The organism is Dyadobacter jiangsuensis (assembly GCF_003014695.1).
Taxonomy (GTDB): domain Bacteria; phylum Bacteroidota; class Bacteroidia; order Cytophagales; family Spirosomataceae; genus Dyadobacter; species Dyadobacter jiangsuensis.
The window spans coordinates 167,367-180,878 of sequence record NZ_PYAS01000012.1 but is presented as its reverse complement, the minus strand read 5'-3'; the positions used below and the strand labels follow the sequence as shown (position 1 = coordinate 180,878).

The window sequence follows — 13,512 nt, the reverse complement described above, 5'->3', positions numbered from 1 at the left end:
AAGCCAGGTTTTTGAGGCCTGGCTTTTTTATGAGGATAAATTATTCTTCAAAACTCGGCACATTCACACGAATGCCGCCCTTCATGGCCGACTCGTGTGCGCAAATGCCCGCGCAGGTGTAGTTGGCAGCCAATGCCGCATCCACCGCCGAATCGCGGCCTTCCACAATCGCCGCCACGAATTCCTGCACCAAATGCGGGTGAGAACCGCCGTGACCTGCGCCCTGGAGAAACGATACGTGGTTCGGATCGTCGATCTTCTCACGTTTGGTAAAATGCTTGATAGGCTCGATCAGCAGATCATCGGTGTCAGGCACGTTAATGCGCGACGCGTTTTCACCGCCATCGAATACCACGTGCTCCTCATCCTGTAACTGCTCCCATTCGAACGACATTTTGGTGCCGTACACATCGTAGCTCTCCCGGTACTGGCGAACCACGTCGAACAGCGAGCGGGTTGCTTCGGCTACTACATCGGTGCCACGCAACGTAAAAGTGGCTGTCTCCACGGCAAATGGTGATCCGTAACGGCTTGCGAGGTCTTCGCTCAAACGGCCCGACCCGTGGCAAACTACGGTTTCGGCAATGGTATTATTAATTTTCAAAAGCGGGGAAATGGCGTGCGTGCCGTTGAGCATCGGCGGGTAACCCTTCCAGTATTCGCCCCAGCCCTCCATGCTCATATCCTGGATGTGCGAGCCGCGTACAAACTGAATGCGACCGAGCTGACCGGTTTGCGCGAGGTTCAGGCCGTACAGGAATTCGCGGGTATACAATGCGGTTTCCATCATCATATACACTTTGCCCGAGCGGCGTTTGGCTTCCACAATAGCCTTGCAATCCTCAACGGTCATGGCCATAGGAATGGTGCAAGCGGTATGTTTATTGGCATTCAGTGATGCCAGCGTCATACGTGCGTGATCGGGTACGGGTGTTACCACGTGTATCGCATCCACGTCGTCGCGCTTGGGAACGTCTTCGAAATGTTCGAAAACCAGGTTAGGGTCGAGATTGAACTTGGCTGTCAGCTCGTCGCGGGTTTGTTTGCTGCGGGTACAGATCCCCACCGCTTTGATATTCGGGTGGCTTTGATAAATAGGGATAAACTCTTTCCCGAAACCCATACCCACGATAACTACTGTGATTTGCTTGTCGCTCATTGCTGCTTTGGTTAGTCCCCGGGTTGAAACCCGGGGTTAAGAAATGGATTGATTTGCTTTGTTTTGTCGAGCCTGCGGCTCTTTTGATGCTTTCTCTCAGACTGTCTCTCTCAGCTCTTTCTCTCTCTCTCTCTCTCTCTCTCTCTCTCTCTCTCAAATCTTTCTCTCTGATCCCCGGGATAAAGCCCGGGGCAATAGATTAGGGGATTGTATTTGATCATCGGCGAATTTTGGCAGCTCTATGATCATCTTTTCAAATCCCATTGCCGTCGATTTTAATCGACGGACAGAGTGAGCAAGGGAGTTTGTTTAGAGCAAAGATTGAATGATTGAATGATTGAATGATTGAATGATTGAAAGATTGAATGATTGATAAATAGCATTATCGATCAATGTTATTTACTCCCCGCTGCCCATGATATAGCATTTCTTAAAATAATCTGATAAGGTTCAATAGTGTGCGATTTGGCATCATGCCCCAATGCTATCCCTACTATCCTTCCCTTTGGATACTTTACAATGAAAATGCTTGGGAAAACTTTGTCAGAAGTTTCCGCTTTGGCCGTTGCAAGCACTTCGATGGGCGTTCCGGCCGCATCTGGTTTGAAGTAATACAGCTCATCATCCAATTTGAAACTCGCTGCTAAACCCTTCGTAACCGGGTGTTTTTGGGTAATGGTTACTTCAAACGGCCCGTATTTGTCATGTCCCTTAGAGCCACCGCCAACCAGCTTCTGGTTGTATTCCGGCCAGTCGGCCCAGTTGTACCACAGCGCGGGGTGCGCCAGTACCAGGCCTTTTCCGGCATCCACAAATGCAAAAATGGCTTTGCGGGTAGCTTCGTCCGCAATGGGTTGGTTGTTGGAGAGGTACAACACGTCGATGTCTTTCAGCTTCGCCAGTATCGTCGACGGATCGCTGGTGTATTCCACCGTCGCCAGGCCGCCTTTTTGCAGCGTTTGCACATCTTCCTGCTTGTACCACCGGTCGAAGTCATGCGAAGAGCCGCCGCCTACCAGCAGCACGCGGATCGCCTTTTTCTTTCCGGGGTTCACCTCCGCGAGTACATTATTCGCAACCATGGCTAACAGAAGCAATAACGAGGCAATGATTTTCAAGTTTGAACGGGCCATTTTCTGAATATTATGAGTTAAGCGTTTATAAAATCGGTCATTTGGTCACCCGCAGGATCCCGTTCATACCACGCCAGTGGCCCGGGAATGTGCACACATAAGGATAATCGCCGGGCTCATTAGGCACAGTAAATTCCAAGGTGACTGTTTCTCCTGTATTCACCAGCCTGGTCGAAAACAGCACTTCCGGAATCTTCGGAACATACTGCATTTCAGCGGCTTTCGGATTAGTAAGAAGTTCATCCGCAGCCTTACCTACTTTCTGTAAAGTACCCGGTTTAATGATGAGCAGGTTATGCTGCATCCCGTCGGGGTTTTCGAGGTTGATGACCACTTTCTGACCCGCCTTCGCGGTGATCAGCTTTTTATCATACTGCATAATCTCTTTTTCTACTTTCAGCTCGATCACCGTTGCATTGGAAGCAACCGCTTTCGAAGCAGACTGGGTGGTTGCGCTCGCATTACTTCCTCCTTCATTCGGGCGGTTTAATTCCAGCGATGCTTTTTGGAAATTACCTGCAAAGCCAAACCGGCCTTCATAGCTTCCGATCTTGTCGTCCCCCTCCATATCCTCGCCAGTACGGACCGAGTTGCCTAGCGGCGCATTGAAAAGCATGTGTGCTTTGCCGGTAGCTGCTTCCTTTCCGTCGATCTCGATACGGATATTACCGCCTTGTGTAAGGCTCGCTACCGCATCAAACTTGTCGGGCAATGCATCGGTAGTAGCCGCCTGGCTCAGCATGCCGTGTTGTTTCACAGCCATGATCAGCTTTCCGTCCTGAATGTACAATGCGTACCCACCATCTTTCCCACCCTGGCCTGCAATGAAGCCCTGCAAGGCACGGTCGCGGCCTTTCGTGATCGTGGCGCGGATGGTGATTTCCTTGCCCGACACATCAGGAGGAAATTGCAGCGTATTTCTTCTGCCCAATGGATAAACTTCCCGGCTTAATGCATCGGTTACCTGCTCTGCCAATCCCGATGGCTGCGATTGCTTGCCAGCCGAGGCCAGGAAACCTTTTTCGTGCTGAATAGCCGCCGCGAGAATGGCCCGTGAAAGCCATGGATCTTTCGCATTCTGCTCGTCGAGGGAAGCCTGGTAAATGGCCGTGCCCGCTTTTTCAGAAGCCGGTAGTTCCGCGATGGCTACGAATACACTCAGGCGGGTATTCAGGTTAGCATCTTTCATGCCTTTTTCCAGTATTCCAAAACTCTGTTCCTGCTTCGGTAATACGCTGGCGGCTGCTTTGCGCACACCCGCTGCGGGGTGGGTCAACGCTTTGCTTACCACCTGCAATGCCTCCGCATTCGAGCCGTCGAGCACTCCCAGGCCATGCAATGTCCATAATGCATGCACAGCCGGGCTGTTCAAGCCGATTTCATCCACTTTCGGGTTATTGATGATTTTATACAAATCCGGCAACACCGACAATTTCTTCGATTCCACCAGCAGACGCTGGGCAGTCATACGCCAGAACATATTATCGTTTTCCAATGCGGCAACCAACCCCGGCAGATCGTCTTTCGAGAGTTTCAAAGCCGGCGATTTCTTGCCGTTTTTATAAACAATCCTGTAAACACGGCCATGGTTGAGGTCGCGCATCGGGCTGCTGAACGCATTACCCGGCCCGTGCGGCTGCTCTTCAAACGGAAGAATGAATTTCGAAGGCGATTGCGCCGGCACGAACACATTGTGCTGGATAATGAAGTTGTACCAGTCGGCCACCCATACGGCGCCGTCGGGCCCTACCTCGGCTTGCACGGGACCAAACCATTCGTCGGAGCTGGCCATGAAGTTCCAGCCGTCTTTTTCCTTGAAACCCGCGCCATCCGGTTCGAGAATGGCTTTGTGTATCAAACGGATCGTCGGCTCGGTAACGAATGCCGTGCGGTTCCAATATTCCTTCGGATAATTCCGAGCCGTGTAGAAATGATGCCCGGCAGCAGAAGTGAAACCTCCCACGACATCGACCTGCCGCAAATTGGGTGTTACAGCGTGCGCATCGTAGTGGCCGTCGATCTTCTGAACGGATTGTACGGATGGCTGCTCTTCACCCAAAGTGCGTTGCATAAGTCGCCCCGGCATGGAATAAAATGCGCTGTGCGTGTTGTTGGCAGTCGAAAGGAAGACGTTATTATCCTCCGTTACCCCTAATCCCCACGTGTTATTGCTGCTGTTACCCAGGTATTCAAAATTTTTCCCGTCGGGACTGAAATGGTAGACGCCTTGCGAGAAGTTCATTTTCTTCCCGTTGATCGTTCCGTTGAAGCCCGAATAACCCAGTACTCCCCAGATTTTGTTATCAAAACCATATTGCAGGTTGGACGGTCCGGCGTGGGTATCGTTCTTGCCCCAGCCTGTCATGATCACCTCGCGGACATCGGCCACGTCGTCGCCGTTGGTATCTTTCAGGAACACGAAGTCCGGCGCCATGGACACGATAATGCCCCCATTGGAAAACACCATGCTGGTAGGAATGTTCAGCTTGTCGGCAAAAACGGTGAACTTGTCGGCCTTACCATCGCCGTTGGTATCCTCACAAATTTTAATGCGGTCGTTCGAAGCGCCATCGGTTTCCTTGAACGTGTTGGGATAATCGACTGACTCTACCACCCAAAGCCTGCCGCGTTCATCCCACGACATCGCGATCGGGTTGGTAATGTCGGGCTCGGATGCAAAAAGTTGTATTTCAAAACCTGCCGGGATTTGGGTCAGCTTGTTCGACTCGGCCGGCGAGAGTGACTCCTGCATTTTCGGCACCACGTGGCGTTTGGTATAATGCGAAATGGTGTCGGAGTTGTAAATGTCGACGTCAGGCAGGTTCAATGCGGCGATTTGCGCTTGAACCTTGTCGCCGATCGCCCATAGCACCCCGTTTCGTACCAGGTCGAGGAATCCCTTATTCGTCCAGGTGCTGTCCTCGTGGCCGTAAGCGGTGTAAAACACGCGGCCTTTGCCCTCGTTGCGCATCCATGTGTAAGGCTCGTGCACATCTCCTTCCACACGCTCGCCCAGGACGGTATTGTCGGGATTCAGGTTTTTGTGCACGTAAGTTTCATCCCAGGTCTGAAAGTCGGTAATGCCTTTCATGACCTGGTGTTCCGGTTTTAGAATAGTGTTTTTAAATGTGCCTGTCTTATGCGAAGCAAACTGGCCGCCGATTGTTTTGATATACCAGGAAGAATTCCGGAAACAGCCCGAGGCCGAGTGGATCGGGATGAGCCCTTTTCCGCCTTCGACGAATGCTTTCATGGCGCTTTCCTGCGACGGCGAGAGCGAATCGTGGTTGGCGTAAATGATCAGCCCGTCGTATTTGGCCAGGTTTTCAGGGTTAATATCGTTCGGATTGGTCGTGTACGACATGTTAATGCCGCTTTTGAACAGCTTGACCGATAGCCAGGGCGCGTACTTGCCCGAATCGTGGTGCTTGCTGTTGTGCCCCAGGAACAATACTTCGGCCCTGCGGCCTTTGGAAGCACCAGCTTTTACAGCTGGTGCCCCAGGCTTACTCTTTGCACATGCCAGCGCCATGAGCCCGACAAGCAGAAGTGCAATGTAATTCCTCATTCAAATTGGTTTTAAAGAAACGTTTCGGTTTTAGTATTGGAATCAATCTTTACAAATTGACTTTCTGGACCGGTGAGAAAACCATGTCCTCCACATCTTTGATCTTCACACCTACCCGGGCGAAAACGTAGTTCTGGGCAGGCGAAAGCGTAGGTACCGTAGCTGTGAGATTGACCGCATTCAAATCTTTGATGTCGGCCCCGGGCACATCGGTCACAGCTACGTTGGTAGCGCGCGCCACGAAATCGGTTTTGTTTACATATAATGATACCCTTTCGATGTCTTTACCCTCGGCGCCGGTCAGGATTTTTTCAAGTTTAAGCGAAACGTTGACCTTACTCTCCCCGCCAGAGAACTGCGGCGTACGGATCATGTAGTAAGGCATTACTTCCACATCGAGCGTCTGGTTGCCTGCCAGCTTCACAAACAAAGTATCTTTGGCAGCGGCGTCTTTCACGACGGTTTTGAACGGTCCCCGGTTTTTGGGGAATACCAATTTGTAGTTCCCGTCAAACAACAGCGCCGAATAGGAGCCGTCCTGCGAAATGGGTGCGTCGAGGGCAGCAAGCTTGCCGAAGCCCGGCTGCCAGAGTTGCAGGCGCACCTGCCCCGCCTCTACCCCCAACGGCTCACCCTTGTAAACGATCTTCCCTGAAAGCATCGATTTGGGTTCGGTGTAATTATCTTTTTCGCAAGCCGACAGGAGCGCAACCATCGCGACAAGCGGCATAATATGAAATCTGATCTTCATGATATCGTATCGTTTGAATGTGATGGCCTATTGATTCGGATTTCTGACGAGCTTGGGGTTGTTACTGATAATGGCGTCATCGATGTAGGAATAATAGTTCCCCAGCTGGAAGCGGTCGGCGCCGGTAACGCGGCTGAGTTTAACCTGCTTGTAAATCCACTTGCCGTTGTTAGGCGAGCCCGGATCGTAAATTTTGTACGACCACAATCCCCAGGGCTGTGTATTGCGCTTGGTAGCCTTACCCAGATCTTTCGAAAGTTCCGCCGCCGTGATCGCATTACCATCCAGGATCTGGTGTGCGATGCGCCATCTTTTCATATCGTACAAAAGGTGTCCTTCGAATGCGAACTCTACGCGGCGCTCGTGTACGAGGCGGTCAAAATTAATTTCGGATGCTTTCAAAGGTGTTGTCAACCCGGCGCGTGCCCGAACCTGGTTCATATAACCGGCTGCTTCCGCGGCCTGCCCCAATTCAAATGCGGCTTCGGCGGCATTCAAAAGCACCTCTGCAAACCGGTAGCGGACGAGCCATACTTCGCTGTTCACCCCGCGCTGACCTGAACCTACGACAGGATCGAGGTATTTGCGGAGATAAAAGCCTGTTTGCGCAGTAAATTCAAATCCGTCGATCGGACCATCGAAACCGACCACTTGCTCGGGTACTGTTTTGCCGGGAAGCGTTTTTTGTGCACCGCGATCGTCTCCACTGATGATCGTGCCGTTGGCAAGCTGGTAACCTGCCCAAATATCGACCTTGCGGCCTTTGAATGTTGTACCCGGCAGCATCACCGTCCCACCGAGGCGCGCATCGCGGCCTGCGAAAATATCGGTTTGTTCGTTATAGTAAATCGGCGTACCGTTTGCATTGGAAGTCGGGATCGGCGCGAAGGTATTATCCAGTTTTTCAAATGCCTCCACGAAGTTCAGCGACGGGTTAATGCGGCCGCCTTCCTCTTCCTCGGCACCGTAGCGGGGCTGGTTCCAGCCGGTGAAGTAATGCACCTTTCCGCTTTGCAGTTTGAAATCCTCTACAAAAATCACCTCCGAGTTGTTGGCCTTGTCATAGAAAATGCTGGCGAAGTTTTCGGAGAGATCAGGTTTCTTGGTATACAAAGCATACGCCCCCGCATTCCCTGAAATGATCTGCTTCGCAGCCGCCAACGCTTTGGTATAGTAGCCATTGGCCGCGCTTGCCGGAATACCTACTTCTCCGCCCGGCAACGAAACCTGTGGAGTATTCACACCGTACTTGGCGATTGAACCCGCATAAATGGCCGCCCTAACCTCCATGGCCAGCGCCGCGGCTTTGGTAGCACGCGATTTTTCAGCCACGCTCGCCGGCAATTTGTCCTTGATCTCTTCCGCTTCTTTGATCACGAAATCATAAATTTCGGATTCCTTGGCACGCGGATGTTGCAAATAGGAAGGATCACCGCTGAAATCGTACACCATCGGTTCGAGGATCAATGGCACACCACCCATTCTTTTCACCAGCTCAAAGTAATAGGATGCCCGCAGGAAACGTGCTTCCGCCAGGTAGCGTTCGCGAACGGCCGGGGCGAGCTTCTCAGCCGCCGTGCATTTCTGGATGAACAGGTTCATTTCGCGGATATAGCCGTAGTCCCACGCTCCCCAGGCTCCGAAGCCCCAGCCGTTGTTCTGGAAGTTGTTGTACCGGCCCGCTTCCGACCAGAATGCTTCGTTAAAATCGCTCACGGTCGTCCAGCCAGGGACGTCGTTAATGGTTTTGAAGGTCGAAAGATCCACATAACGGTTGTACAAATCCCCCAGTACCGAAAGCACCTGGCCTTCGTCGTTCCAGATCTGATCTTCGGAAAGCTGCCCGGTAGGCGGACGGTTCAGGAACTCGTCGTCGTTACAGCTCCAACCCAGCGTCAATACTGCAATCGATAGTATTTGAAATATCTTTTTCATGTTGAATTCCAATCGGTTTAAATAGACAGGTTGATACCTACGTTCACGAACTTGTTCTGCGGATACTGCAATCCGTTGTCATCCTGGATTTCGGGGTCCACACCAAACTTCTTCAAGTTGTCGATAGAGAACAGGTTATAACCATTGATATAGAACCGGGCGCGCGACATTTTCAGCTTTTCCAGCACCGATTTCGGCAGTGAGTAGCTGAGCTCGATTGTTCTGGCGCGGATGTATTTCACATTATGCAGCCAGAAAGTCGAATTCCTGTTGTTGCTATGGTCTTTGTCGTTGTAGCGCAGCGCCGGGTATTTGCCGGAAATCCACTGGCTGTTCACATCAAACGGATCGGCGCGATGCCATCTGTCGAGGAAAATGCTGTTCAACGCACCCTCGTTCTGGTATGGCCAGCGTTGCTCGTAGTTCTGGTTCCAGGAATACATGCCGCCGCCTGAGAAATCAGCCACGAAACCTATCCCTTTCCAGCTTACGGAGAAATTCAACCCGAAGTTAACATTCGGCTGGCCGGTAGCATTGTAGCCGATTGGCCGCTGGTCGTATCCGTCGATCACATTATCGCCGTTCAGGTCTTTGTAAATCAAATCACCCGGCAGCAACGTGCGGTTGCCCTGGCCATCGACATTGACGGGGTATTCGGCAATCTCCTGCTGCGACTGAAACTGGCCAATCGCTTCGAGCCCCCAGAAAATGTTGGTATAGCGATCTTCGCCGGAAGCCCGGTAGCGGTCCCAGGAGTTGTTGAAAATAGGCTTGTACGACGACACAAATTTGCTTCTTGAAAACGATACATTTCCACCGATGGAGTAGTTGATGTTACCCGCCTTGCCGTTGTAGGTAAGCGCTCCTTCCCATCCCTGCTGCGAATCGCTGTTTACGTTTTCATCAGGCAACGAATAGCCCAATTCACTCGGAACGAGGATATCGTATTTGCGACCCAGCAAGCCAGTGCGCAAGCGGTAGAAGTAATCTACACTACCCGTGATTTTGGTTCCGAGGAAAGAGAAATCCGCGCCAACATCGGTAATCTTGCTTTTGAACCAGGAAATGTTGTTGATGATCTGGCCTTTGTCACGGCTTGTAACCACCGCATTGCCGCTCAGGATCACATTGCCTTTGTTGTAATCGTAGCCGGGCAAATAGGCATACGGGCTCAACGGCCTTCCCGGATCATTGTTGAAAAGAATGTTATCATCTCCAAGGATACCATATGAACCCCTGAATTTCAGATCATCCAGAATGCTGCGCTCCCCAACGATCTTTTTGAAAAACTCTTCCTCTGAAATTCTCCATCCTACCGACGCCGAAGGGAAGTAACCCACGCGACGGTCCGGCGCGAACTTCCAGGAAGCATCGCGACGAGCGGAAACTTCGAGGTAATACTTGCCGGCATAGTCGTAATTCACTCTACCGATATACCCTATACGTGCAAGCTCAGTATCACTGTCATTATATGTGTCCACCGTTGGGAAGTAGATCAACGGAAGGACATTCGTTTTGGGAACTGCGTGCACCCACTGGTCCTGCGTGCGCTCGTCTTGCCATTCCGAAACGAAAGTGGCGCCTACTGTGTGTTTGCCAAAAGTGTTGTTGTAGGCCAGCTGTCCCTGATACACATTGCGCATTACCTTGCGGGTACCGCGCTCGCGCCATGGGTTGGTGCTGCCACCAGTGACGGTGTAGGTATCGTCGGTAGGATTGTAGGTATAAGCCTTGTAGGTGTACTCGTGGCCGTTCATCACGCGGTCGGCAATGTAGTAGGAGTACATTCCTCGCGCGCTCAGCCCTTTCACACCCGGAATCTGGTATTCAGCCGAGAAGTTGGTTTGCAAAACACGCCAGTACTCGGTCCAGTAACCGCCGAGCTTCTTGTTGTTATAAGCCCAGTTGGTTTCGTTGTGCTTGATATCGTTCAGATACTCGGGGTTATCGTTCGCGTACGGGCGCTCGAACGGGCGGTTACGCAGGATAGCGAAACGTGGGAGCCAATAATCGTCACCACCGGGGATACCAGGCTGGTCGCGTTTCTCGATACGGCCGTTGATCTGCACGCCGAGTTTCAAACGGTCGGTGATTTTTGCATCTACATTGCTTTGAATATTGGTACGGTCAAATGTAAACTCGCGTCCCAGCACCGAGTTCTGGTGCAGTCTGGTGGCCGAAATGTAGTAGTTGATCTTGTCCGAACCGCCTGTCATGTTCAGGTTAATGGAGTTCAGCGGCGAGTTCTTTTTAATGATAAAGTCTTTCCAATTGAAGGTCTTATAGCCCATTTCGGTACCCGCGCGGTATTTTTCCAGTTCAGCCTGCGTGATCGACGTTTTGCCGTATTGATTCATTTCCGCTTCGGCTTTGCCATGCATCCATTGGTACGAATCGTTTACCACATTCGGGAAACGCGACCAGTTTTGCCAGCCGGTGTAAGCATCGAGGCTTACCGTATTTTTCGCCCCCATTTTACCGCGTTTCGTTGTCACAACCACTACCCCATTCGCTGCACGAACCCCGTAAATAGCCGCCGAAGCGTCTTTTAGTACCGAAATACTTTCAATATCGTTAGGAGAAATGTTGTTGAACTGCCCTGCATCCTGCTGGATTCCGTCGATCACGAACAGCGGATTACCCATGTTGCGGATCTGAATGTTCGCGCTCGCACCGGGGCGGCCGTCGGGCATACGGAAGGTCACACCGGGAATCTTACCCGCCAAACCCGAGCTCACCGTCGATCCGCCATGCACGCGTTCGAGATCTTTGCTCGTCACCGTCGCGATCGCGCCGGTCAGCGACTCTTTTCTTTGAGTACCATAACCTACTACAACCACTTCTTCCAAAGCCTTGTTATCCACTTTCAGCGTAATATCCAATGCGCTTTGGCCGGATGATACCGTCACTTCCTGCGACAGGAAGCCAACAAACGAGAATATCAGGATATGCTCACCATTCGGAATGGTGAGTGAGTACCTGCCCTTTTCGTCGCTTGAAGTACCGGTTTGGGTGCCCTTCAATACCACACTCACACCCGGTAACCCGGCGCCGGTTTCGTCTTTCACCACGCCTGCGATCGTCTTATCCACGATAGCCGAACTGATTTCCACCACGGGAATATCCTCCGCAACCGGCTCGGCTGCCGGTGCAGAATGGTCTGGTTTGATCACGATCAGGTCGCCCTTGATCCGGTAATGCAGGTCCAGCGGTTTCAGCAAAGCGTCCAAAACGGCCGATAATGAGCCATTTTTAACCTTAACCGAAGCCCGACGGTCCGATTGGATCAATTTTGAGCTAAATATAAACTTGGCATTGGTCTGCTCTTCCAGCTGCGAAAAGATCGTTTTGATCTCCTCGTTCCGGATATCAACGGTAACCTTCTGGCTCAATGCGGATTGAGCCCTCCCGTCGTTTGCCCACGTGATGCCTGCAAACAGGCCTGCCAGGATACATTGCATTAATGTGATTCGCATGAGCTTGATGAGAAAGTCTTCAGGTCGTCGAACTTTTTTCATATTTTTGAATGAATTTGTTGTTTAAGGAGATTATTCAACGAAATCTTCCCCGGTTCATCCATTGTCCAAATGGATGTGCAGTAATGTCCGTTACTGTTGGGGAACCTAGGATCAGTCATGCTGGAACATGGCTGGTCTTTTTTATTTTTTAGGCAATACGGTAGCGTTACGTCATAGGCGGCGTTCAGGGTAAAATGTGATATGTGGTGTCAAAAACTACTTACATCCTTTTCCCAGGATTGTTATCTGGCTATCGGCCACTTCGTACTGCGCGTCCAGCGCATTGCAGATCACTTCGAGCTTTTCCTTCAAAGGCTGCCCGATCAAAGTCGCGTTCAGCGGGCAACTGCCCATCTTTTCCCGGTCGTAAACGATCCGGACATTGTAGGCGCTTTCCAGTATCCGGAACACCTCCGAAACCGGGGTTTCATCAAATACGAACTGCTGTTTTGAAACGTCCTTATCAGATGCCGTGGCCACGGCAGCCGGTAATGCGATGATCTTGCCGCTCTCTTTCGAAAAGGCGATCCGCTGATCATGATTGAGCGTTACCCCCTCCAATTCCGGCTTGTCGAGAACAGCTTCCTTCTGGCTATTATCCAGATTATTAATCGAAAACACCGAAACTGTACCCGTTCGTACTTCTACCTTGATATCCTTGTTTTCCGAAGAAGCATCGATCGTAAAACTGGTACCGAGTACCTTCGTGGCTAATCCATAGCTATACACGAGGAATGGTTTCTGTTTGTTTTTTACGATTTCAAAAAACGCCTTTCCGGTCAGAGTAACCTCTCTCCGCTTTCTGTTGGCCCCTTCCGAGTAGCTAAGCCTGCCGCCGGGCTGCAATACCACCGAGCTGCCGTCTTGCAGCAAAACCGTCATGGGTTTGTCGGTATCATTGTATTTCTGAATTGTGTTGGGCAGGTCAGCCTCCTCGCGCGTCGCTACTTCCTGTAATGGTCCCTCGGCTTTTTTATAATAGAACCAGTAGCTCACCGAGCCAATGCTCAGGATCAGCGCCGCCGATGCTGCCACCCGTGCCCAGCGCCATCCATGCCCGCGGCTCGTTTTGAAAACGGCCTCCGGCTGTTGTTCCTGGGATTTAGGCGCTTCGTCGTGCATATGGCTCTCGACGATACTCCACATTCTGTCGCTCTGTTTCTGGGTGGGCTGGTGCCTTCCCGTATCCTTCGCCAGCAGAATAACGTACTCCCGGGCGGATTCAACGGTTTTGCGTTTCCTGGGATGTTTTCCCAGGAAAGCCTGCCATTTGCGGTCGCTGAGTTCGTCGGGATGCATTACCCAGGCGATAAACTCTTCATTTCTGATCAGCTCGGTCAGAGAATAAGGATCATGCTTCATGTTTCGCGGGATGCAATTATCGTCGTTCATTAGTACAGAGCGACGAAATGCGGATTTGACCTCTTCAAAATGAAATTTTTTGAAGA

The 13,512-nt window shown here is 51.4% G+C and carries 7 protein-coding genes; all 7 read right to left on the bottom strand.

Annotated features, from left to right (window positions below):
• Positions 1-40: 40 nt before the first annotated feature.
• Positions 41-1,159, bottom strand: a complete 1,119-nt coding sequence (locus CLV60_RS23560; RefSeq protein ID WP_106597831.1) for a Gfo/Idh/MocA family protein — start codon at positions 1,157-1,159, stop codon at positions 41-43.
• 395 nt (positions 1,160-1,554) lie between these two features.
• Positions 1,555-2,292, bottom strand: coding sequence for a ThuA domain-containing protein (locus CLV60_RS23555; RefSeq protein ID WP_170118851.1), 738 nt, complete (start codon positions 2,290-2,292; stop codon positions 1,555-1,557).
• Positions 2,293-2,329: 37 nt separating this feature from the next.
• Positions 2,330-5,860 (bottom strand): PVC-type heme-binding CxxCH protein, encoded by a 3,531-nt coding sequence (locus CLV60_RS23550; RefSeq protein WP_106597830.1) that lies wholly within the window; start codon positions 5,858-5,860, stop codon positions 2,330-2,332.
• A gap of 49 nt (positions 5,861-5,909) precedes the next feature.
• On the bottom strand, positions 5,910-6,611 hold the full coding sequence (locus tag CLV60_RS23545; RefSeq protein ID WP_229211104.1) for a DUF3823 domain-containing protein: 702 nt from the start codon (positions 6,609-6,611) through the stop codon (positions 5,910-5,912).
• A gap of 27 nt (positions 6,612-6,638) precedes the next feature.
• A complete protein-coding gene (locus tag CLV60_RS23540) occupies positions 6,639-8,546 on the bottom strand; it encodes a RagB/SusD family nutrient uptake outer membrane protein (RefSeq protein ID WP_106597829.1) in 1,908 nt (635 codons plus the stop codon).
• Positions 8,547-8,563: 17 nt separating this feature from the next.
• On the bottom strand, positions 8,564-12,064 hold the full coding sequence (locus tag CLV60_RS23535) for a TonB-dependent receptor (RefSeq protein ID WP_229211103.1): 3,501 nt from the start codon (positions 12,062-12,064) through the stop codon (positions 8,564-8,566).
• Between the two features lie 216 nt (positions 12,065-12,280).
• On the bottom strand, positions 12,281-13,426 hold the full coding sequence (locus tag CLV60_RS23530; RefSeq protein ID WP_106597923.1) for a FecR family protein: 1,146 nt from the start codon (positions 13,424-13,426) through the stop codon (positions 12,281-12,283).
• Positions 13,427-13,512: the final 86 nt, after the last annotated feature.